This is a genomic window from Rhizobium aethiopicum, assembly GCF_900094625.1.
Lineage (GTDB): Bacteria > Pseudomonadota > Alphaproteobacteria > Rhizobiales > Rhizobiaceae > Rhizobium > Rhizobium aethiopicum.
Genome location: NZ_FMAJ01000027.1, coordinates 1 through 23,245, shown reverse-complemented (window position 1 = coordinate 23,245; position 23,245 = coordinate 1). Strand labels below are relative to the sequence as shown.

The window sequence follows — 23,245 nt, the reverse complement described above, 5'->3', positions numbered from 1 at the left end:
ATATGCGACGGCTTGCCGACAATCGTCTGCACTCGACCAGATCGTGTCCCAGTACGTGGCGTAGGTGACGGTAGGGAGTAAAGCCGAGTGCCCGCGCGCTTCTCGTTGCGCTGTAGCGGGTGATCGGCTTTGCGGGCGGCCATCAGTGTTTTCCGCTAGGGTCGGGTTGTTCAAGACCAACCTGACGGAAAGACCACCGATGACCAATGACATGATGAACGTGCGCTCCCTTGTTGAGAAGAGTGCCGATGCATATTTGTTGCGTGAGATGATCGGTTTTGCTGCCGAGCGGCTGATGGAGCTGGAAGTAGGCTCGGCTACGGGTGCAGACTTCGGTGTGAAGAACTCGATGCGGCTCACTCAACGCAATGGCTACCGTGACCGCGATTGGGAGACGCGGGCTGGCACCGTCGAGCTTCGCATTCCGAAGCTGCGCAAAGGCAGCTACTTTCCGAGCTTCCTTGAACCGCGTCGGATGGCAGAGAAAGCTCTGACGGCCGTTATCCAGGAAGCGTATATCCAGGGAATCTCGACTCGTTCTGTCGACGACTTGGTCAAGGCCATGGGTATGAGCGGCATCTCCAAAAGCTAGGTGAGCCGCCTATGTGAAGAGATCGACGTCAAAGTGAAGGCGTTCCTCGACAGGCCGATTGAAGGTGAGTGGCCGTACGTCTGGGTGGACGCGACCTATCTCAAGGTCCGGCGTGGCGGCCGCATCGTCTCAGTCGCCGTCATTATCGCGGTGGGCGTCAACAGCGACGGTCGGCGCGAGGTCCTGGGTATGGAAGTTGGCACCTCGGAGGCCGAACCGATCTGGACGGAATTCCTGCGCAGGCTGACACGTCGAGGATTACGTGGTGTGAACCTTGTTGTCTCCGATGCGCACGAAGGTCTCAAGGCCGCCGTCACCAAGGTTCTCAATGCCACTTGGCAAAGGTGCCGGGTTCACTTCATGAGGAACGTGCTCGCGCATGCTGGAAAGAGCGGCAGGCGGGTCGTATCCGCCTTCATCGCGACGGCCTTTGCCCAGGAGACCCCGGAGGCAGCAAGCGCACAATGGCGCAGTGTCGCCGATCAAATCAGGCCGAAAGTGCCGAAGCTTGCCACCATCATGGACGACGCTGAAGAGGACGTGCTCGCCTACATGACCTTCCCGAAAGAGCACCGGGCAAAGCTGCACTCGACGAATCCAATTGAGCGTCTCAACGGCGAAATCAAGCGACGCACCGAGGTCGTCGGCATCTTTCCGAACGACGAAGCCATCGTCCGTCTCGTCGGCGCACTGCTGCTCGAACAGAATGATGAATGGGCCGTCCAGCGTGCCAGGTATCTGACACTTGAGACCATGGCCAAATGAGATGAGCCCCAAATCAGCCTGCCCGCTGTGGCACGCTGATATCCCCTCCGACCCGACCTCGGAAAGCACGGCAATCAGCCGTCAGCTACCCCACTCCCATGGACACGATCGAAAAAACACTGATGCCCACCTACTCCTCAGAACCTTCACCACCTAAGGGGTCTACGTGGCTCCGCTTTTCCAAAGCATTTTAGAATATCGATTTTGCATGATGGCGACCAGTCCGGTTGCACTAGCATATGCGTAATCTGCAATTGGAGACCAACAACGGTGAAAACAGAACAGGCCCGCGGGGCGGTAAAATTTTCCGAGACGCCTCTAACATTCAAGCTAATCTTAGCCCTGCCGCGGCGCAGACACCTCCGACGGACTGTCAGCCGATTCGACGATGGTCTGGCGAAGGGAGCCACGCTTTCGCGGATCCTCGAGGCTTGGGCTGAGGTAAAGGGATCAGGAGCGGCGCATGCAACGCGCACCGCCCGCTTCATCGAGTCTAGCAGTCACGTATCCGCTTTATAGGCCGGACATGTGAGCGCACCGTTCCCATGTGAAGCGACTGAAAAGAATGCGCTTCATCACACCTTTCACTCTCAGGAGAGACCGCCATGGATAACTCAGAACGATCGCTGTGCTACAACATTTCCGAGGAAGATGATCGCACCCGGGCCATGGCGGGGTGGATCGAGAATATGACCGGGGCACAAACGCTTACGGGCATGCCGTCCCGATCAACGCCAGATCCCCATGCTCTTTCGCCTTCGTCGCCAACGCGACCATACTCGCTCTCTTCCGAACCTCCAATTAAGGTGCTCGACAGATCGACATTTGCCAGAAAAGTAAGGGAATTTTACGGTGATGAAATCAAGCACATTTCCGTCAATCCACAAGAGTACTCGCCCTTCGTGTCCTCTAAAGCCCTGCGTACGGCTACCATCGCTCGACTCTACGGCGGCACCGACAATGATACGCCCAGCGCGCGATATTTCAGCTATGATCTGGGAGAACGAAGCGTTGGGCTTTTAAGAACAGAGGATGGATTTAGCATCGAAAACGAGCCGTGGCGGGAACTATTTCCCGGTCGAAAAAGAATCACGTCGATTGTAGACCTTCGCGTTACTCATCCGCTTGTCGAGAACGCAGGCGATATTCTGCTCGAACATCAACTTCAACTCGACGGCGAACAGCCGTTGATCATGTCACGTCCCGCTACGCCGGAGATGGGAACCCGTCTAGAGCAGATGGGTTTCGTTGATGTGGGTGAAAATCGCTGGGTGCTCGACCCTACGCAACATCCCGACAAGTGGACAAAGAATAGCAAGGGTGGATGGCAGCGCGCCGACAAACCTTGGAGTTATCTCTCTAAAACCGTGGAGTATCTTAGCGACGATGAAGCAGGTGTCGAGGAGCATTCGAGTGACGCCAGTGTCGAGACAGATTCATCCGATGATGACCCGTCTTGGTACTTCGAACACCTCAATTTGAACCGCGGCTAAAAGCTTGCCTCATCGTGAGGACTTTTTGCGCCGCCGGCTGAGAGCCTGTGAATGTTTGGTGGCGGAGGCGATTGGATTGTGATTCTGTTGGGTCGTTGATTTGCTTGGAGGATGATGGTGGGCGACGACCTGTTCGAAGGATTGCCGGTGCATGGAGCGCGGCGAAGTGCTCAGGTGGGGCGCGGGGCGGCGCGCATGCGTGAGCCGGTGCGCGATCAGGTCGAGTTGCGTGCCGTCGATATCGACAGCTTGATCGGCCAGGATCACGCGGTGCGGGTCATTTGGAGCTATGTCGAGGGGCTGGATCTGAGCACGCTCGAAGATCGGATCAAAGCGCGTGAGCACCGGCCAGGCCATCCACCGATTTCGCCACGGCTTTTGCTGGCGCTGTGGCTCTATGCCAGCAGCGACGGCGTCGGCAGCGCGCGGGCGCTGGAACGGCAGTGCGGGAGCCACGACGTCTATCGCTGGCTGTGCGGCGGTGTCTCGATGAACTACCACACGCTTTCGGACTTTCGGGTTGGTTGCGCCGATCTGCTCGACCGGCTGCTTGCCGAGCATCTGGCGGCGCTTGCCGATGCCGGCCTCGTCACTCTCGATTGTCTGGCGCAGGATGGCGTGCGGGTCCGGGCAAGCGCGGGGGCCGCCTCGTTCGGCCGCAAGGCGACGCTTGATCGGCATCTTTCCATTGCCGAGGCGGTTGTGGATCAGCTCAAGCACGAGGTCGATGCGCGTTCGGATGCCAGCACTCGGCGCATCGAGGCGGCCAGGGAGCGGGCGGCGCGCGAGCGCGGCGAGCGGCTCAGAGCAGCCCAGGTCGCTCTTGACGAGATCGAGCGCCATCGCCAGGCGCGCGAAGAAAAGCGCGGCAATCGCAAAAAGCCGAAGGAGCCGCGCGCCTCCAGCACGGATGCACAGGCGCGGGTGATGAAGATGGCCGACGGCGGCTTCCGCCCGGGTTATAATGTGCAGGTTGCGAGCACGGCCGGTGAGCAGTTCGTGGTCGGGCTCGAGGTGACCAATGCCGGCTCCGATCACGGCCTCATGCGGCCGATGCTGGAGCGGTTGCGCGCGCTAAGCGGCCATCTGCCGCGGCGCTATCTCGCCGATGGCGGCTTTGGCAGCGCTGAAGATATCGAGTGGGCGCACGGCGAAGGGGTTGAGGTCTTTTGTCCGCCCACTCAGTCCAAGCACGGAACCGATCCCTTCTTGCCGCGGCGCGGCGACGGTCCGGGTGTGTCGGCCTGGCGAGCCCGCATGGCAAGCGAGACCGGCAAGGCTCAGTACAAACCCCGCTCGATCTGCGAATGCATCCATGCCCGCTGGCGCAACTGGAATCTGCGACAATTGACGGTGCGCGGCATCGAAAAGGTCCAGGCCGTCGTGCTCTGCTACGCACTCACCAACAATATCTTGCAAGGCCATCGGCTCGCCAACGGCTAAGCCAAGGCCATCACCCAGCGCCCATACGCGACCATCCGAACGCAGCGCGCAATCGTCTGACGCTCGACTGCATCGGCCAGCCAAGACCGGCCAAAACCGCACCATCTCAAAAGCTTCACAAGCTCTGAGTTGATACGCCCTTGTATTACGGGAGGACGCAGGCGAAGATTAGAGACTGCAATAATTGCTGCGACTCTCTGCGACGGCCCGCCTCATGCTGCACTCCGATCCTGCCGCGATGCAGATTGGCGGGGCTGGCTTCTGGGTGGTCCGCAACGATATCGCCGTTTGGGGTATCTTCTGATAATGGCCGTCGGGTTCGAAAACCTTCTGGTTGAGCCCGTAAAAGATCACCCAGGTACTCCCCAGGCGCCTCATGAATAACGACACCGAAGCGCTTGAACTCGAATCGCTCGTATCCGGACCCGTCGCCAAGCCCAAGGCGACCGTCCGACACGATGTCGATGAATGATCAACGTGCGAGCTGACCGGAAACCGCACGGTCCGGTCGACATCATCGGGACGCGCCCATGGGCCCCATCGGCACGCGTCGGCGAATAGCGGCGAGATCCGTCTCGTCGGCGCGTTCCAGTTCTCGACCATCGGCGTGCGCACATAGCCGAGCTCTTATGGCCGTCAGGCCCACTCGACGCGACGCCAACTCGCATGCCAAACTTTTCGTGATCAAGATCAGGCCCCTTCCAGGCAGCGTAGCCGTTGCGTCTGGGATCGCCCAGCAACCCGCCCAGCGAGGCCACATTGAAGATCACAGGGCCGCGCGGCAACGCCGCACCGCACCGTTCCGCTTCCAGGAAGATCCACGGCAACGACAATGTCGCCGTTTGTCGCAAAGGCATCGACCAGAGCGCGGCCAATCCCGCCTGCAGCGCGTGTAATGACGGCGGGTGTCTGCTTGCTTCATGGATTAGCTTCTCCTGCTCCGGCGTATGCGATCTAACGCTAAAGGAGCCAGATGACAGCAAGTTAGCACCACGTCCCGGAAAAGAAGAGTTCGGCACCAGCTGAACGCGCCGCTATTCCGCCTCGGCTTTCATGCTCTTTGCCGCTTCCGAGCGTATAGACCGGGTCGTTAGAATGCGATGTTCCGATCGGCTGCCTGAAACCGAACCGCTCAATCTCTGGCGACGCCGCCTGCTGTGTCTGCTCCTCGAGCCAATCATAGACCACTGTGCGGTCGGCAATTCTCCACTCCCCTTCCCTTTTCTGAAAATGGTCGCAATATCGACCACATAGGAGAAACCTGGCAAGTATGATCCGGCCGCAGTCCGGCCCTCGTTGGAGCGCAGTGAAGTAGCTCTCGACAGCTGCTTCAGTCGGGCTGATAAACTCAATCAGAACGTTGGTGATCTGGTGGATGTTACGCGGTTCGGTCTTGAAGACACCAAGCGTGAACTCAATGAATCCCTCGGCGGAGCCCGGATACGCTCCGTGAACGTCCTGCGCATCAGGCCAGAAGGAGCTGCGCAGCCCCGCCTCGTCCGCCCGTCTATCCCGCGGCAATACCGATAGGACAGTCGCGGATCGTTCGCGATCATGCAATTCGACCCATTTTCGTGGTCCATGGCCCGTCGCAAGTCTGGTCTTGAGTTGAAAATGGCGTTCTATGCATCTGCGAACGGACATTCGCGCCGTCGGCGCTTGACTTGGTCTCGCAATGCCACTTCCCAGGGAACGTCTGTGAACTCAAACAGCGTGCGTAGGACAGCAACTCCCGCGCAATCAAGGACCATTGGTGCGTTGGATTTTGTCTGCAAGAACAGCCAGGGCCTCTCTGCGCTTGTGTGGAAGGTAGGTAACGGTCCATTCGGCGACAATGCGATCGACGAGTTCGCCAGAAAGAGACCAATGTCGACTGGATCCCCGTTTGCGGCCGCCGGGGCTGCCGGTGCCTGTCTCGGCGAAGTCTCCTCCAAAGCCTGTGATCCGAACGATCCTGCCTGGCTCCCAATCGGGCTCGTCTGACCGAGCGGGAGCGGCTGATCGACGCGAGGGAGAAATCTGGGGCCAGGCGGCTCGCCTCTCGGCGTCACCCCACGTTCGGCTGGTTATGCCATCCGCGGGCATCAAATCGGGGTGAAAGAAAGTTCTAAGCCTGGTGTGGTCGAGCGGCCCGACCTGCCTCCTCAACTCAAGCACTCGAGGCGAGCCACCATTTTACCGGTGTAGGTCTATTGTCGAATGCCTGACAGCCCTATGTCGGGTCGCAAATGGAGGAACCGGACAAAAAACGCTAACCAATTGAAAACCTAAGCAATTTTCATTGGCATGGCCCTTGCTTCTTGAACCGCCAAGTTAAGCAGCAACGGAGCCTTTAATGCCCCCACCAATGATTTCGCTCAAGAACCTGACCAGCACGACAACTATGAACCAACTGCTGGCCACAGCGAAGTCCACTGCTTGCGCCGCGTCATTGTGCGGTTCGTCCGCAAAGCCGCACCACGTCGAGCCGGCTGTCTGGGAGAAAATCACGGACCTTTCCTGCTATTTAGAACAAGCGCACTACTATTTCGCGCGCATGCACGTCGTAGCCGCACCAGCTTGCAATATCCAGTGCAACTACTGCAATCGTAAATACTGCGCCAACGAAAGCCGGCCGACGCCTGACCAGGCGCTGCGAAAGGTCGTTGCGGTCGCCAATGAAGTCCCTCAGCTTTCCGTGCTCTTTATCGCCGGACCAAGCGATGCCTGTTATGACCGGAAGAAGACAAAGGCGACATTTGCACGCGGAGCCACAGAGGTCCCCGATATCAAGCTGTGTCTTTCAACCAACGGTCCGGCAGTGCCAGACCGTGTCGGCGAGCCTGCTGACATAAATGTTGATCACTTGACGATCACCATCAAAATGGTCGATCCGAGAGCCGGCGCGAAGATATCCGCGCCACTGCAGGGCCGAGCCGCAGCTCAGCAGAAGCCCGGATACAAGCAGACCCCGCGAGCACATAGGCATCCAAGTCTCGATATTCGTCCAACATGCCTGGCACTCTCGGGCGCAGCAGCGCTGAGCCCTTGGTCATCTCCCCGCGCAAAATCCCCGTTTGCTCTCTTTGATGCTTCGGGAGCATCCCGATCACCGCTTCTTGTGTCAGTCTGCTCCCGTCTCCAACGCTGCGGCGACCTCCTTGCGCAGCCATTTATGCTGCGGGTCGTGATGGCACCGCTCGTGCCAGATGAGCATGACCTTGTACGGTGCCGGCTCGAGGGGTGGATCAACAACCCTAAGCGGCAGCATCGCGGAAACTTGGGTCGCAACGCGGCGCGGGACGAGCAATACCAAATCCGTCCCCGAAGCCACCACCGCTGCCGTGAGAACGCTGGAAAAAAGTATGGGACTACGATCCTCTCGCAAGTTGGGCAAGTGGTCGTAGATCGGGCCGAAATGGTCGGGGGAGTCCGTACTGATGGCAGCGTGACGCAAGGTCGCGAAGTTGTCGATCGTCCATTCCTGCGCCAGCGCGGGATGGTCGTGGCGCAACAAACACGCGAAGCGGTCTGTATAGAGACTGCGCCGAAAATAGCCAGGCAGTTGCACGTCAATATGCCCAACGGCCAAATCAATATCACCTTGCTCAAGCCCCCGCACGGCACGATCAAACGGCAAACAGGCGAGTGTGTCGAGATGAGGGGCACGCTCGCGTAACCACGGCAGGAGGCGCGGTAGTACAGCCAAAGCTTGATGATCGGGGATCGCCAGCGTTGCCCCCCTCCCCCATTCTTTTGAGATTACGCTGCGGCTTGTCACCATCTCTCGGATCGTACGCAGTGCCGACGGCAGCCTTTGAGCCAAATGTTCGCCTTGCGGCGTTGGGATCAAACCCGTTGAAGACCGCACCAGGAGATCATCATTGAACAAGCCGCGCAGCCTTCCCAGTGCCCGGCTCATCGCCGGTTGACTCCGCCCGATGTGCTGGCCCGCGTGCGTCACGTTCCGGTATTCGAGCAGAGCCTCGAGCGCCACCAGGAGGTTGAGGTCTATTGATGCTAGGTTTATCTGGTGTCCAGTGAGGCGCTCTCCTCTCCAATCTTGCAACATCTTTCGCCTATAAGCGAGTTGATCCGTCACCTCTTTTTCTACATTGCGTTTCATGAAGTTCATTCCTCAACAATCAATTCCGGGTCCAACGTTTTTCGAGTTCATCTCGGCGGTGGAGCGCGGGTGACAACCTCCATGGCATTGTGCCATCACGCGTCCAATGGGCGGCCAGATCTGTGTGACGATGGCGATCACATGGAACATCGGGGTGTCCCACAGGAATATAGAGCCCGTGTCGACCTCCCCGAGCCCGTTGCAACAGCCTCGCATCCGATACTGGGGTGCTTGGGTGAGAGAGGCGCACGCGCTCGAGCACAGCGTTGCAATAGGCCTCGGTTGCATAATACGCGATGCGGTCGATGTCGCTGAGCTGAACACCTGCAGATGCGAGGCAATATTGAATCGAACGAATTGGTAGCGTGTTGGAGTGCTTGATCCGGTTAAGGCGCTCCTCCTCGACTGCCGCTATCATTCGGCCGTCGCGAACGCGAACCGCAGCCCCATTGTGCATAAAGCTGTTCGGTAGATCGAACGAATTTTCGTAGACTCTGCTTAGACGCCCACTCAGCCCTAGACACAGCATGTTGCTCTCCAGTCCGTTTCGAAAGGTAGGTCGCTCTGGCCCGACCGCCGGCTTTCGTAAGTTCAAAGCTTGTGTTTGACGTGTCAGATAGAGCTCACAGGCGAAGCCGATACTAATAGCGACCGGCTCGGCGACATTGCCGACAATCGATGCTGCGCAACCTTCTTGATGCTATAGTTGCGACGCCGCACGGAAACCCTGACCGAAGCATTTGCAGCAGAACTGCACGTAACCTATCCACATTACTCAGTCCTTCATATTTCGGCCCGACAGCCGCAAGAAAATCACGAGGTTTGGTGTTCCTGCAAAAGACGCAGATCATGTCCTTGCGGCTGCGAGCGCGCCTGCTCTGGCTTCTAGTCATTGTGAGGGATGCACTCACAGATTTAGTCGACCAGGCAACAGTGCTTCTTGTGAGAGCCCATTAGCACTGAAACGGCAGAAGCAACGGCCAAGATTTGGCCGATCACGTCCAACGTGATAACAATCGAGGCCAGGCAACTGACAGAGTGCTCCAACTCGTTTTCCAGCACAGTCTCTACCGAACCTGAGGACCCATTTTTAGAACTCCACACAATCGTTCTGCACAGCGCTCTTCAGCGTTTTTTCTAAGGGCAATTGTTTTGACCAGTAAAATTGTTTGTTTGGATGGAATGCGTGCAAAAAAGGGATGGGTGGATTCATAGCAAGGCGAGCGGCACTTTCAAACAGCGGCCGTGATGATCAACGTTTACGGCAAATCCGCCTCCGACGTCGGTGCCGACGACCGACCTCCGAAATCCTCGTGTATCGTCGTACCCGCAACACTCCTTCTCTACTCTGGTTTTCAGCCGATAAGCCTAGCCGCAGCTTCGCCAGTCGGCACGTCGATAAGCGTGATCGGGCTTGCTGCAAGGAAACGGCGTTGGTTGTTGGTCGGCGCTGCCGCATCCAGCACCGCAAAACGTGGTGCGTTGGATCGCGTCATGATCTGTCGGGCGTAGGCGCGCAGCATCTGGTCGTTGAAGCGGCAGCCGATGAAGAAGAGCCGAAGAGCCTCTGTTGGTGCGCCGCTCCTTCACCGCTTCGCTGACCCACCTGAGCGGCGGAACTCCTTCCGTCGCTGATGAGGCCGTTGATGGCCTGCTCGCCCGGCCTTCCGGTGGGTCGGCCGGCATCGAGAACAGGCGATTATTACGCGGCGGGCGCGGCGCGCGAGGTTTCGATGCGCTTCAGTCCATCGGTGATGGCCGCGAGCCCTTCCCGCAGCGTCTGCCCTATAGTGCCCGGACCGATGTCGATTGGAGGATTGTCAAGCATGGCTACAATGTCGCTGCCGTTGAGATAATCGAGCTTCTTCTGGACTGTGGTTCGGACACGCTCGGTCGCGCTCGACAGTGCCTCACCGTTGCGTTCGGTGATGGCGGAGAGCTGATCTGAAAGCTCTCCTCCGAACTGCAGGAAGATGTCGTCGACATACCTCCACGTTCCGCCGCGGGCTTCCACATCGACCATCTGGTTGATCTTGCTCTTTACCTCATCCCGCAGCGTCAAGGCAGTGTCGAGATGAGCCTGCCATATAGCTATGATACTTTCGACCGAGTTCTCGATGGATTTGGTCCGTTCGGGCTGGTCTGCGATGCCAAGAAGGACCAGAAGTTGATCATCGTTACCGGGCCGCGGGACCACCGCTGCGATCAGACGCTCCACAACCGCGCGCCTACGGGCTGCATCGCCTAGTTCCTTCGGCCATTGCGACGACACTATCTTCGCAATCCTCTCAGAATTCGCGTTCTCTAGCGGATAAGAAAGTTGTCGCTCCTGAGCCTTTGCCTTGATCAGACGGAACAAGGACTCTACTACCTCGTCTTGATCGAGAGCGCCCGTTGGAACTCTGTTCAGATCGATCCCATTCACCACGACCTCTTCGCGGCGGTCGCCGTTTGTCTCGCCCTGCCCCGCCCCATCGGGCATGTCATCCACATATTGAAGATTTCGCAGATTCTCAGGATAGGCCAGCATCAACAGAAGTCGGCCGGCGAAGTTGTGCAGCGTTGCCTCCTGCTCTTCCGGAGGCGTCGCAGCCAGCACACGTTGCAGCCAATCCGCGATCTTCGTGGTCAGATGGGACAACTCTGCGGTCTGTCCCGCGCCAATTTGCGCGCTGAGACTTACTGCGTGATTGGAAATGGTCGCGGCCGCGGCGGCAATGCCCTCCTTCACTTCCGGGAGAAGCTGCTCCAGGAGCTCAGCCCCGCCTTCACGCTTGCTTCTCTCTTCAGTTTCTTCAACACTCCCTGCAGAGTTCCCTTCCGCGCTATCGAGCGCCGTCATCGGCCGATTGAATTCTTCAGAGTCGTCGGGCGGAAGAAATTGGGAGTTCTCCTCGGCGTTCATCTCAAACTGCTGAATGTCTTCTTCAGTTAAGATTCCTGCTTCCTGCATGTCAGGCAACCTCATGCGGAAGTTCACGAAATACTTCTTCATCACCTTTTGGACCTGCGGGAACCCGGCCTTTCCACCATCAGCCAACTTGACGAGGATAACGCCGTTTTCGTTCATCCTGCCCGTGCCTCTCCGCAGAAGCGAAAAGTTCTCCTTACTACTATCCTCATCATCTTCAAAAGGCATGTTTTTCAAAGTTTGTGCCAATCCATTGAGCTTTTTCTTACTCACCAGGACAGCAGGCTTCCGCAGATCGCCAACCGTGCCAACCGCAAAGCAGAACTCCAAATCCGCTCTGTTCTTCGTCTGGTCGATCAACTGCAGAAATTTCTTCGCTCTTGTCCTATTGTGCTTCATTCCGGCCATTATATCTCTCCAGTTTCCTGTTCTAGATCAGTGTACGTCGGTTGATAGGGTGGGACAGGATCTGATCACCCAACTTCCCGAAGATCTGCCTGATGGAGGTGACCGCGCTCTCCAGCGGTCGAGTCGAGCGGGAAAGCGGCGCGCCGAGATCAAGCGACGATCGCCGCCAGTCGCAGCCGTGACCGCCTCCGATCCGGCCGGCAACCGACATGCCGACCTCTCCCGCCGCAGACCTGCGTGGGCGTCTCGTGACCCCATAGGGCTTTCCCAGCGCCAGTCGGATGCTATCCCGGCGTTCATAAGAAATCTGGACATCGGAATTCTGACAGCAGATTGCGTGACAACGGGCTCATCACGCTGTCAGGCTGGAGGTTAAAAACCGCCCAATGGCGACCGGACACCAGTCGTACCTGAATAAGGTCCCCTCCTCCCAATGGCTGCTTATCCGCCTCATTTAAGAGGCGAAACAGCGCCCAATGGCCGCTCTTGGAGAGGGTGGCGCCTTGAAAACCGATGAAAGCGACGGAAGCGCCGCCGACGCCGCCGGCCGTAGGCCAATGGAAATGCATGGCCGCGGCGGCCGTTCCTCGTCGATGTTCGAGGCGCTGGCCGTCGATGTCTACCACCACCTGGTCTGTCAACGGATCGGTCTCGGCGACGGTGAGCAGGAATCCAACTGACACCTGGCCGGCATCATCGAACATGGTGTCGCGGATCGTGGCTGCCCGTTGGAACTGGGCCAAGGTATTGCGGCCGATAGGGAAATCGACACCGCTCGTTGGCCGAAACTGCCACGAACCTTTGGATTTGTCGACGAATGGGGAAAGGTTCTCGGCGAAGAAAGTGTCGATCTCCGCCTTGCGGCCGAACAGTCGGGCGAAATCGCTCAAAGGGATATCCCGGCGGGATCCGCTCGCGAAGGGATACCGTCCTTCGGTAGCCCGTCGGCACAAATCGCCGGGGCCGCCCGCCCAACCGCTCGCCAACCCGCGCCTCATGCCGCTGACGGTTAGGTCCGAGCTGTGGCGGCTGAGGCCGAGGATCCATTGCCGGATGGGTTCGGGCAGATCGGCCGCCCCCGCCTCGATCTGTTGGATGGCGACGCCCGCCTGCCCGTTGTGTTCCAAGATGTTCGAACCCGCCAGCCCCTGCGCCTGGCTGAGGGAGCGATACAGTTCGCCGAGATCCCGGAGAGCACTGTCGATCGGCGCCTGCGCGCCCGCTTGGCTGTTCGACGGCACTTCGACCAGCTGGTGCAGCCACCGGAAATGATCGCCCATATAGAGCTGGACGTGAGCTTCAGGCGTGTCCGCGGCCGGTTGAGACCGGAAGAGTGCCTCGAGCTCGCTTGGCAACACCTCGCCCTGGGGGACACTGTCACCTTTAGTCAAGCCGTCCTCGGGAGCCGGTGGTTGCTTGAGCTTTAGCTCCTGCGCCGCCGCGAAAAGGAACAGGCGCATTGGTGACGTCGGCGCGGACAGCGTGTTCAAGGTGCGCAGCGCGTCATCGATACCCCCAGACGGGCGGATGGACATATCGCCAATGAGCTGGTCCCAGTGCAACGCGAACTCCTGAGCGTAGAGATCCGCCGCCGAACGCCGCAGCTTCTGGCTCACATCACCGGCTGCAATCGGCGCGACTACCTGTGAGTCGAGAACCCAGCCTTCTGCAGCGACAGCGTCAGCCACTTGCGGCAGCAATCGCAGGAAGGTTCCGTAAAACCCCGCCCTCGTGTAGATGCCAGGAACCCCCTCGCTGAGCGGCTGTCCCGATTTGCGAGCCAAGACGCCCTGCGCCAGCGGCCCGGCATGGTCGGCCAGACGCCAGGTTGGCGCCCGCGAGGCTTCGGGACTGGTCGCGATGATGTCGAGGACGCGGCGCGCCATCGAGACGGTCTGGAGCTTCGCGCGGCTCCTCTCGATCAGTTCGCCATTAAGCTCACTATGGGGCAGCGGCCCTTCCATGAGTGCATCCAGGTGATCAGCGAGCGCGCTGCGCAGGCCGGCATCGGCTTCGGCCGGAAACATCACTCGCCAGTCGGCAGCCATCCAGTTTTTGACGACCGCGCGCTGGAGCGGACCCTGCTGACCCAGCATCAGGTAAACCTTTAACGCCTGGTAGACGAACTGATCATCGTCGTGCCGCTCGACCAATAAGGTTTCCAACCGGAACATCAGCCGCGGCAGCAGGATGGTGTTCACGGCGCGGCGGTACGCCGCGAGCGTCTGAACCTTGATTTTCTTACTCTGGTCGAGACCCGAACTTGATAGGCGGCCGCCCGCGCTGTCGCCGTTGGCATCACGCAGCCGCTGAAGCAGTGGCAGGATGGGTCGAAGATCGCCACTCTCAACCCGGTCGAGCTTCAGCTTTTCGGCCCCTCTAGCATAGCTGCCAGCCATTAGGCGAACGCTCTCGATCAGCTGAACATTCCGAATATAGCTGAACGTCCATAAGACGCTGGCGGTAACAATGACCGCCGCTATCATCGTGTAGGCGCCATACCGGATCCGCCGCTGGCGCCGATCGAAGCGGTGATTGGCATCGACGAGCCCAGCTTCGGCGAAAACGACTTCGCGCAGCAGCCGGCTGATGAAATAATTACGGCCCGGGCCACGAAGCGCTGTACAGGGCGGCTGAGCGATCTCGAAGGTCTGAGATCTGGCGTTCGCAACTCGATCGAAGGGCATGCCAATTTGCGTGCCGCTTAAGAAGTAGACGCCGCGGAGCATAAGCGGTTCCTGGAACGAATTCCCGCCAAAGGCTTCCTTCAAGAACTGTTGCGTCAGGTGCTTGAGGCTAGCGACCTGCTGTGGGAAGCCGAACATGAGCGCGCGACGCTGGAGGTTGCTTTCGTGCTGCATTCGTTCAAGCAGCCTTTCGTTTAGGCGGCCAACAAGCGCATCGTATGCTGCGGCAAACGCCATCGGATCGCCTTCGTCCTCCGACGCCTCTTGCGCATAGGTGAACCCCCACACCGCCTCCCGCCCCTCGCGACCCAGATCGTCGAAGAATTCAACAAATCCCGCCAGCAGATCGCTCTTAGTGAAAAGCACATAAATCGGCAGTTGCAGGCGAAGCTCCCTGTACACTTCGAGGAGCCGCTCACGGATACAGCGCGCGCGATCGGCGAGCACTTCCTCGGATGTAGAATTCAGCTCGCTGATTGCGATCGTGACTAAGACACCGTTCAGCGGCTGCCGTGGCCGGGAGCGTCTGAGCATATGAAGCAAGCCACGCCAAACCGCTTTGTCCCGGTCTGCATCACCCTCCTGTATCGTGTAGCGCCCAGCAGTGTCGACGAACACCGCGTCATCGGTGATCCACCAGTCGCAGTTTTCCGTACCCGCTAACCCACCGGCGGCTCTCAGACCGGACCTCGCCGCCATCGGAAAGCTGAGCCCGGAATTGACTATTGCTGTGGTCTTCCCCGAGTTGGGCGGACCGATCATCACATACCAGGGCCGCTGATAGAGCCACCGCCTGCTGATACCTCCTGCGTAGCGGCGCCCCTTGAGTGTGGTAAGGGTCTCGCGAAAACGATGACGAATCGCCTCCAGCTCTCTTTCAGCAAGCGTGCTGGCTTGCCCCACACTTCGGTCGGAAGGCCTTGGGTCTCCCTTCTTCTGCTCGGCCCCACCCGCGTCCAGCGCTCCCGACACTCGTGATTGGACGAGGTCTTCAAAATAGGCCTGAACCTTGTAAAGCTGGGACTGGATCAAGTAGATCACGGTGTATCCGACCGGAATCAGCATCGATGCCGCGATCTGGCTGCGAAGGCTGTCAAGCGGCGCAAATCCTCCGACCGAGATATGCGGTCCGAGCGTGAAGATTAAGGCACATACGATCGCCGCCCCGCCGACACGGAGCCATTGCCACCTAAGCGCTTTCTTGATTGACTGCATGGCTTGTCTTCATTGTGTCTTTGTGATGATGATTTGAATCCGACGGTTCCGCGCGCGGCCCTCGGGCGTGTGGTTCGAAGCGACCGGTTCTCCGCTCCCTCTGCCCTCTTCTCGCACGCGGCCTGGGTCATCCATCATGGATTTGATAATCTCGGCAGCTGCGCTCGCACGCGCGAGCGAAAGGGAATCGTTTGAAGGGAAGGCGAGTGATTGCACCGGAATGGCGTCGGTGTGCCCGGTCAGGAGGACCGATCCCGACTCACCGTTCAGAGAACGACCAATTCGTAAAAGAAGCGGCAGGAACATTTTCTTCACTTCCGGACTAGCAGAATCGAACATCCCGGAGGCGCGAATGATAACGACGATCTGCTGTGGGTCCTCGGACACAGTGACAAGCCCTTCGCGGATTTCGGGCTCGAGGAAGTTACGCAGTCGGTCGCTGCTCATAACAACCTTTGGTGGCAATGCGATTCTCGCCGATCTGACAACGCCGTTCGGCGGCAATGTCGCGATATCGTTGAAGACAGCGTCGGCGCGGGCATTTAATGCATGCAGGAGTCCGGTATAGATCGAGAGGAGTAATCCTGCCCCAAACGCTACGACGGCCCAGATTGGAACGATTGTGCGGCGTGGCTTCGGATTATTTGAGTTCCTCCGCCAGTGCGGGGATAGTTCGCGCTCGAAGTCACCACGGGCTGCTCGGATCAGGCGGTAGACGTCTTCGCACAGCACACTGAGCTCTGCGGCTCCTCCCGCAGTGACGCGGTAGCGGCCTTCGAAGCCCAACCTCATGCAGTAGTAGAGCAGCTCCAGCAGTTCTATATTGATGGCCGGTTCATTTTTCAATTGCGTCAGCAGATCGAAGAAGCGCTCGCCGCCCCAGGTATCGCTGAACAGCGATCCCACCAAGCTGCGCGTCGTCCAGACGCTGTTGCTGCCCCAGGCTGTGTTCAGAACGATGTCATCGATGGTCGCGCAGAGGGCGTATTTGCAGACCTTGATCGCTCGCGAGGGCAATCCGAGCGGCGTGATCCGACGCTCAAAAGCATCGATCTCCCGCAGCACCCTAAGGCGCAGTGCTTCAACGTCGATATGGCTAGCACTGCTCTTGAGCTGAGCGCTGAGACCCAGCAGCGCCGCCGCGGCCGCGACCAGTGGATTAAGTCGGTCGAGCGCAAGCATCTCCCAGGTAAGTTCGTCCGCCACTGGCGATGACGGCGAAGGGACAGCCAACTGCTCCTCGGCGTGAAGGAGGACGAGTGGCTGGGATTTTGGCATCGTTTCCTCAATCACCATCATCAACCCGCCCACTTCCCTTCGGAGCGGACGCTCTCATCGTGGGATCGGCGGGCGGGTCGACTACGCTCTCGCACTGGGCGCGCGAAGTCGGCGCCGAAGCTCCGGAGCAAATCGGTTTCGATGCTCGATACGACGTCATTGAAGACGCGCACGTACGCGCTCCGGTTTCGCGCCTTATGGTTGCGGTGCAAAAGGGAACGGGGCCGCCCCATCGCCTTCTCGATCCCTGCTAGGGACAAGCGTGCACGAACGCTGGACAGAGCCTTCTGCACAGCCGCGAATGACACGTCATGCGTCCCACGGTCGGTGAAGGCTTGCTCAACGGCCAGGTCTCCGCGGAGGAACCCGCTGGAGTCATTGCACAGAACTGCGAGCAACGCCTCACCGACATCGGGAACGAGACTCAGGGTTTTTTCGTCGGAACTCTTATTTCTGAATAATTGTTCGCCAGCTCTCGCTCGGAGAGTATGCTGTGCAGCGCGGCGGAATACAGAAGCATTTTCCCTGCACGATCCAGCACGCTTACGATGCCGGCATTCCGGACATCTGCCAATGATAAGCCGCAGGCGGCAAGGAAAGCCGTGACCGCCGCTCGATGATTCTTGGCGAGATGATTGCTCCACCTTGGGTTGCGTCAAGATGGGGGCCCGATCTGGCACACTGTCTGCGTAGATATCCCACGGACTTCTCATCATGCCCGCCAGCGCGTCTAAACGAGTGCCTAAGAACGGCAATGGTAGGAACTCGCCGTCCCTCAGGTCCAGCAGCGCTTCTTCACCCCGGGTGCAATTGCCCGCCAGGAGCGACGAGGCCGTTTCGAGGGGGCCAAGAAGACTCAACTCCTCACTTGTCGCTGCAAGTTGTCCCTCCGGTTCGGCGGCACTCTCCGCAATGGATATCGAAGGCGACACCGCGACGACATCGGTCCTATAGGCGCCGATCTGAATAAAATCGCTGGTTTTCCGGGCGACCGGCGCCTCTGACGGAAGCGGCACCGCCTCGTCATTTTGACATGTGTCGTCGCGGCCTCGGTCGATCAGTACGTATCGCCGTGCCATGCACTCGATTGAGCAGTGGGATTTCGAGACCATCTGTTGATCATCCGGCAGAACCAGGCTGTTGCCTGCTCGGCTGGTAGTCAGTCCACCAGCCGCGTCGCCCGGCACGAGATATTCCGGAAAACTACATCTTTTGCTGTGTACACGTAGCGTGAGGGGCATTGGTGGGCTAACTCAAATGTGGGTTCTGTCCGGCTCGGATGGCCCAGAGAGCCATTTCGAGATTTGGGAAGTCGCCAGCAACGTGCAGCGCCAAGCCGGCGGATTGGGGCATCTCCTTCCAGAAGCGGCTATTTTGATCGATCTCGAAATAGCTGAATCCAACATGGAACGGGATCTGACGCGGCGCGACCGGTAGGGGATTGATGATAATGCCGGGCAGTGCGACATTGACGAGTTCCGTGATTTTCTCCGCCGGGCCGATCTTAATCTGAGACGGGAACTCGCGCCGGAGGCGCTCGACCTCAATATCAGCCCGAGCAGCCAGCACGAAGCTCGAGGTCGTAAAGAGAGAGCGGTCGGCCACCTCAGCCACATGGACACCGTATTTTTGCCGCTGCAGCGGTACGGGGACCGCAGTCTGCTCAATCACTGCACCCAGCGAAGCCCGGATCGACTGCATCACTGGCAAAAACGCCTCCGCGAGAGAGTCGTGCTTGTAAACACCAAGGGTCGGGGCACGTTTATCGACGCGGGCGAACGTGGCTAGTTCACCCGCCAACTGGAGCATGACAACATACAGCGATTCCGGATTTACAACGGCGGCCTTGGACAGGTGGCAGAAGTACGGCTCGTACCGATTGATCGCCTGCAGCAGAAGGAAGTCCGCGAGCTCTGCAACCCGGTTCGTTCCCGACTGAGAGACCCGAGTGGCCAGAGCTTCACCACGATGGTGAAGCAGGCCGGTGATCTCAGTGATGTAGTTCGAGAGGACCCGGGAGCTGGCGCAGTCGGGGGTTGGCGGCACGTGCGTTTCGTCCAGAATGATCTGTCGGTCGGCCCGGACCTCTATGATACGGGCGATTGGGATGCAAGTGTAGCCAGACCGGTCTGCCGCGTCCGGCAGCAATCGAAAATCCAGCCTCGCTACGTCGATGGAGGCGCTGCCTCGCTCGCCAGCGTTGGTGTCGACAACATCCTCAGTGGAGACTGCGAAGCGGATAGGTACGTCAATTCCCGCTTGCGCGTCGGTTTCAAGAGCGCCGGGTTGATAAAACGGTACCGCCAAGTGAATAAGCGAATCTCGAAAATCCGGCGGAACGTCGTAGGGAGTTGGCTGGTTGGCTTCGTCAGGAATACTGAAGGGCATCCCGTCCTCCAAGACGCCGCGAGCCGCTTCGATGGCGATCTTTCCGAGACCAAGCAGCTCTCGATTGAGCCGCAGCTCGCTGATACCCCACCCGTACCCATGCAAAACCGCCGTCCTGCTGCGCACCAGCTGTTCGACGTGACGATCGGCCTGCTGAAAATGCTGCGGGCGGAGGAACAAGCCCTCCGACCAGACGACCCTATTATTCCACGACATTCAAGACTCGCCTCGCGTCCACCTGACAGAACGGCTTTCTCCGTAAAAGTAGCAGAGCTTCACTGCCCCCTTGCATGCACATCTGATATCCAACAATGCGCTGGTAGAAGGGCATCGCGTGTCGGGACAGCTCAGATATGCAAGCGCCGAAGCTCATCAGGATTGGTCATGAGCCCCCTTGCAGCGCGACAAGCAAGGGGTCTCATCTAGACTGTCGCTCAGTAGCCCGTTGCCCTCAGAGCCTTATTGGTCGTTCATGTTCACACTGACCTACAACGCGCCAATTCGCCTGTCCTGTCACTCGTACGGGATGAATCTCGCAAATGACCGCCCGGAAGCCTTGAGAGCCGGCGCCGCAAGTACGGGGCCAAAAGAGCAGCGCAACAGGCAAGGTGACACGTGATGCGCATTGCCTCGTCGAAAATGTTCCTGAATACGCTGAGGCAGTGCCGCCGCCAACATCGTCTTCACGCGCCGCCGCCCCTAGGTGTTTAGTCCCGGCATTTGATGGATGGGGTCGATGATGAATCGATCCGGCTCCAAAGTCCATTGTCTGCAGATGAACTCGTAAGGCGTAAGGCCCTTTAGCGTCTTGAGCCGGCGCCCGAAATTGTAGGCGTCGATAAAGTCAGCCAGATGTTTTTTCAACTGCGCATGATCGTCGTAGTGGAAGCGCTTGACGGTCGCCTCCTTGATCGTTCGGTTCATCCGTTCGACCTGTCCGTTGGTCCAGGGATGCTTCACCTTGGTCAGGCGATGCTCGATGCTGTGATCGTCGCAGACCCAATCGAAGATGTGCTGGAAGGCATTTCGATCACAAGCTCGGTTGGTGAACTGAATGACATTGTCGGTCAAAACGGTGTGAATGGTGTAGGGCACTGCCGTGATCAGATTGCGCAAGAACTGAGCGGCATTCATCTTGCCGGCTTTGGTGTAGAGTTCCGCGAACGCGAACTTGGATGTTCGGTCAATTGCGACAAAGAGATAGAGCTTGCCCTCGGCCGTCTGCACCTCGTCAATATCGATGTGGAAGTAAGCGACCGGATAGCTTTTGAACTTCTTCTTCGGCTCCTTGTCGCCTCTGACCTCCGGCAGACGTGAAATGCCGTGGCGCTGCAAACACCTGTGCAACGACGAACGCGTCAGATATGAAATGGTCGGCTGAAGAGCGTAGAGGCAATCATCGAGCGGCAGCAACGTGTGCCGGCGGAAGGCGACGATAACGGCTCTTCTTCGAGGGAAAGGGTCGTCGAGTGCGGGTCCTTTGGGCCTGTAGGAAGGTCGACCAACGATGTCCGCTTCTTCCATTTCGCCACGGTTTTCTGGTTGATCCCGTATCGCTTCGAAAGCGTTCTCAGGCTCTCTTCACTATTTTGTATTGCTCGACGGATTGCCTCTGTCGTCGTGGCGCTCCCGTGTAGAACCTGGCCCATAGTGCTTCCCTCCATGCCAAGGAAAATATTGCACCATCAAATGCCGGGACCAAACACCTAAAGCGCCTTGACGACCAGCTTAGCGATTAGACAACCACCTCCTGGACACGATCCACGAACCGGTTGCAGTCCCGGTTCGCGCCAGGTGCGGGATAGCAGCCCTGGCGGCATGGATCATTCATGCGGCGAAGATAGGCATTTCCACATTTGGTGATGCCCAATAGCTAGCGAATGGGATATGCGCTGCGCCTCATGTTGGCGCGCGAGCACATGCTAGATGGCACGGTGGAGATCGACCGTTTTCATCTCGGTGAGCGACCGAGAATGGATCCGGACGGTCTACCGCCTGGACGGGGCCGAAAAGGCCTTTCGATACATGCAGGGCGCGCGACGGCGAAAGGGATCGAACCGCAACCTGCCTGATGGGCGGTGAGGCGTTCATGGCGATTGGCAAGAGCTTTGCTACGCATGAGAACGTAAAGCATTCGAGCCGCGAATTCGTCCAAGTCGCCGTCCACTCGGTGGGAGGTTTCAAGGCCCGGGTCCGCCGCACCATTGCCGGCGTCTTTCATCATATCAGCCCGCAGCATGCCTTGTCTTTCCACGAGATCGGCTTCCGCTGGTCACAGCGCATTGTTACGGGCCAGGCAGTGCGGATACTAGTCACGGCTGCCGCCGGCGCTGCGATTGCTGCAAGTCTTTCGCGCTATTACCGGCCGGCAATGCGCAGAAGTCCGGATGCCGGGATCATCGTTAAATCTCCCAGCCTTTTGTGATAAGGCCGCGTTGTTTAGCGGAAGCCAGCAAGGAGTTCGAAGACGAAGGCCGACCTCACTGGCGCCGCAATTGGCGACAGTTGCCACTACCCAGGTATCGGTGGGCCAATCCCACCATAGAAGAGATCATGTCGATGTTTCGTCGTAACCGGCTTGCGCGGCACCGGCGGCCGTCAGCGTTGATAGCAATCCGTGCCGATCGCCACATCAAGCGCGGACCTCCGGTCTGGAGAACGGGTCGTCGCTGCATCTCTCGAAGGATCGCCGCTGTTGTTATGGGTTCACGCAGGAGCTGCGCCATAGCCGTTCACTAACCGGATGCGAGCATATCACCTGTGCATGCAACCCAATACCGGGACTGCGCTAGTTTGAATCGCGGGCTCTTCTCCGTGGTTTTCGAGGTTCTGCTGCAATGATGCGTTTACGCTACCAGTTATCAACGGCCTGGCCATGTCTTCGGGATCTGCCGGCCTCCCGTCACCTGAGCTCGATTCCGCAGAGCCGCCCCATGCCACAACAGCAAAAAACGGGACCCACGGTGATTAAGCGGCGTCTGAACGAGGCTCGGCAAGCTGGAGCGGTCGATGGTCGCAGTCGCGCCCCTTGCACTCTGGTTAAGTCGCTTGAGCCCCTGATAAATTCTGACCTTCCGTCAGCAGTCGGTGCTCGACAGCTGACCCCTTGTTTCCTGAAGGCCATATCCCAGGGGGGTGAGCATGGTTGACAGGGACCCTCGGACTAAGGGGCAGTGCTCTTCGCGGCCGGATGAGGGCCGGCACCCAGCGGATCAAAAAGCGCAGTCTTCAGTGGCGCGTGTCGATCAAGTGGCCGACAACTTCAATTCGGACGACATCTGGCAAGAGAATTCTGTATTGCGTTACGTGGAAAGGCTAAGCGTCCACCAGCCAAGCCCGCCGACCGAGCTTCAAAGCCCTGAAGAACAAACCCCGCAAATGATGGCTGACATGACGGAACTGACGAGAGTTCCGGTCGTCCCGGCAGAGACCGCGTTCAACCTCACGAGGACAACAGATGAATACAATAATGCCGATCGCACTATTCACCTCGTCGAGGGCCAGCCGCTGGAGACTGGCCCTCAGCGCGGGGGGCTGCATGGCCTTGGGAATTTAGAAGCCTCAGCGGTTGCCGGGCCCACCGAGGTGCCGGGTGGAAGAGAGGAGCATTCGGCCATGTCCGAGGTGCCCGCGGAGCCCAGCGATCCGACCGGTGGCGGGCGCAAGAGGCGGACTACTGAGAAGGACGCAGATCCCAGGCCCAGCCGCAGGCAGACGTTATATGCTCAAAGGCCGCAGGCGTTGGCGCCTGATCTCAGCGCCGCGAATGCCGGCATAATCGTGGGGGCCTCAACGGGCGATCTCGTCAATCGAGCGGCGTTCCGGACGGTGTCGGCCCAGGACCAGGCGAGGCTGGACGAAATCGCCAGGCAGACACCGCGGCAGTCGAGGCAGAGCAAGGGGGCGTGGGCGGACGCGCTGAAGGCGGCCCATCCCGATCTCAGCGCCGCCGATGCCGCC

Annotated in this window: 8 protein-coding genes and 8 pseudogenes; 6 read left to right on the top strand and 10 right to left on the bottom strand. The window is 58.9% G+C overall.

Features of this window, described 5'->3' with window-relative positions; all coding sequences use genetic code 11:
- Nucleotides 1–199: 199 nt before the first annotated feature.
- The 3 genes and pseudogenes from GA0061105_RS29570 (at nt 200) to GA0061105_RS29560 (ending at nt 4,293) form a co-directional block, all read left to right on the top strand.
- Nucleotides 200–1,357: pseudogene (locus GA0061105_RS29570) on the top strand (IS256 family transposase).
- Nucleotides 1,358–1,962: 605 nt separating this feature from the next.
- Nucleotides 1,963–2,850, top strand: coding sequence for a hypothetical protein (locus GA0061105_RS29565; protein WP_040111827.1), 888 nt, complete (start codon nt 1,963–1,965; stop codon nt 2,848–2,850).
- 111 nt (nt 2,851–2,961) lie between these two features.
- Complete coding sequence (locus GA0061105_RS29560; protein WP_077991417.1) at nt 2,962–4,293, top strand: IS1182 family transposase; 1,332 nt, start codon at nt 2,962–2,964, stop codon at nt 4,291–4,293.
- Between the two features lie 984 nt (nt 4,294–5,277).
- Here GA0061105_RS29560 and GA0061105_RS29545 read toward each other — a convergent pair.
- Nucleotides 5,278–5,853: pseudogene (locus tag GA0061105_RS29545) on the bottom strand (nuclear transport factor 2 family protein).
- 775 nt (nt 5,854–6,628) lie between these two features.
- On the opposite strand from GA0061105_RS29545, the pseudogene GA0061105_RS29535 reads away from it, so the two are divergent.
- Nucleotides 6,629–7,186 (top strand): annotated as a pseudogene (locus GA0061105_RS29535) (radical SAM protein); the annotation flags it as partial.
- Nucleotides 7,187–7,396: 210 nt separating this feature from the next.
- On the opposite strand, the gene GA0061105_RS29530 reads toward GA0061105_RS29535, so the two are convergent.
- The 9 genes and pseudogenes from GA0061105_RS29530 to GA0061105_RS29480 all read right to left on the bottom strand — a co-directional run bounded on the left by GA0061105_RS29530 (nt 7,397) and on the right by GA0061105_RS29480 (nt 20,934).
- Nucleotides 7,397–8,407: a LysR family transcriptional regulator gene (locus GA0061105_RS29530; protein ID WP_040111826.1), complete on the bottom strand. Its 1,011-nt coding sequence runs from the start codon at nt 8,405–8,407 to the stop codon at nt 7,397–7,399.
- Nucleotides 8,408–8,600: 193 nt separating this feature from the next.
- Nucleotides 8,601–8,927: pseudogene (locus GA0061105_RS29525) on the bottom strand (carbamoyltransferase N-terminal domain-containing protein); the annotation flags it as partial.
- An 826-nt stretch (nt 8,928–9,753) separates the two neighbouring features.
- A pseudogene (locus tag GA0061105_RS33985) lies at nt 9,754–10,000 on the bottom strand (SIR2 family protein); the annotation flags it as partial.
- Nucleotides 10,001–10,100: 100 nt separating this feature from the next.
- Nucleotides 10,101–11,717, bottom strand: coding sequence for a hypothetical protein (locus GA0061105_RS29515; RefSeq protein WP_064842681.1), 1,617 nt, complete (start codon nt 11,715–11,717; stop codon nt 10,101–10,103).
- 296 nt (nt 11,718–12,013) lie between these two features.
- Nucleotides 12,014–15,619, bottom strand: a complete 3,606-nt coding sequence (gene tssM, locus GA0061105_RS29505; RefSeq protein ID WP_077991410.1) for a type VI secretion system membrane subunit TssM — start codon at nt 15,617–15,619, stop codon at nt 12,014–12,016.
- A 9-nt stretch (nt 15,620–15,628) separates the two neighbouring features.
- On the bottom strand, nt 15,629–16,918 hold the full coding sequence (gene icmH, locus GA0061105_RS29500; RefSeq protein WP_012489524.1) for a type IVB secretion system protein IcmH/DotU: 1,290 nt from the start codon (nt 16,916–16,918) through the stop codon (nt 15,629–15,631).
- Complete coding sequence (locus GA0061105_RS29495; RefSeq protein WP_077991407.1) at nt 16,918–18,084, bottom strand: type VI secretion system-associated FHA domain protein; 1,167 nt, start codon at nt 18,082–18,084, stop codon at nt 16,918–16,920. Before GA0061105_RS29495 ends, icmH begins: the two co-directional genes overlap by 1 nt.
- 61 nt (nt 18,085–18,145) lie before the next feature.
- Complete coding sequence (gene tssK / locus GA0061105_RS29490; protein ID WP_064842673.1) at nt 18,146–19,501, bottom strand: type VI secretion system baseplate subunit TssK; 1,356 nt, start codon at nt 19,499–19,501, stop codon at nt 18,146–18,148.
- 483 nt (nt 19,502–19,984) lie between these two features.
- Nucleotides 19,985–20,934 (bottom strand): annotated as a pseudogene (locus GA0061105_RS29480) (IS481 family transposase).
- Between the two features lie 228 nt (nt 20,935–21,162).
- Here GA0061105_RS29480 and GA0061105_RS29475 point away from each other — a divergent pair.
- Both GA0061105_RS29475 and GA0061105_RS29470 read left to right on the top strand, forming a co-directional pair.
- A pseudogene (locus tag GA0061105_RS29475) lies at nt 21,163–21,710 on the top strand (transposase); the annotation flags it as partial.
- 806 nt (nt 21,711–22,516) lie between these two features.
- Nucleotides 22,517–23,245, top strand: a pseudogene (locus GA0061105_RS29470) (hypothetical protein); the annotation flags it as partial.

Bases quoted from the DNA above. Each gene is read 5' to 3' on its own strand.
- GA0061105_RS29565 (WP_040111827.1), top strand. From the start codon at position 1,963: ATGGATAACTCAGAACGATCGCTGTGCTACAACATTTCCGAGGAAGAT.
- GA0061105_RS29560 (WP_077991417.1), top strand. From the start codon at position 2,962: ATGATGGTGGGCGACGACCTGTTCGAAGGATTGCCGGTGCATGGAGCG.
- GA0061105_RS29530 (WP_040111826.1), bottom strand. From the start codon at position 8,407: ATGAACTTCATGAAACGCAATGTAGAAAAAGAGGTGACGGATCAACTC.
- GA0061105_RS29515 (WP_064842681.1), bottom strand. From the start codon at position 11,717: ATGGCCGGAATGAAGCACAATAGGACAAGAGCGAAGAAATTTCTGCAG.
- tssM (WP_077991410.1), bottom strand. From the start codon at position 15,619: ATGCAGTCAATCAAGAAAGCGCTTAGGTGGCAATGGCTCCGTGTCGGC.
- icmH (WP_012489524.1), bottom strand. From the start codon at position 16,918: ATGATGGTGATTGAGGAAACGATGCCAAAATCCCAGCCACTCGTCCTC.
- tssK (WP_064842673.1), bottom strand. From the start codon at position 19,501: ATGTCGTGGAATAATAGGGTCGTCTGGTCGGAGGGCTTGTTCCTCCGC.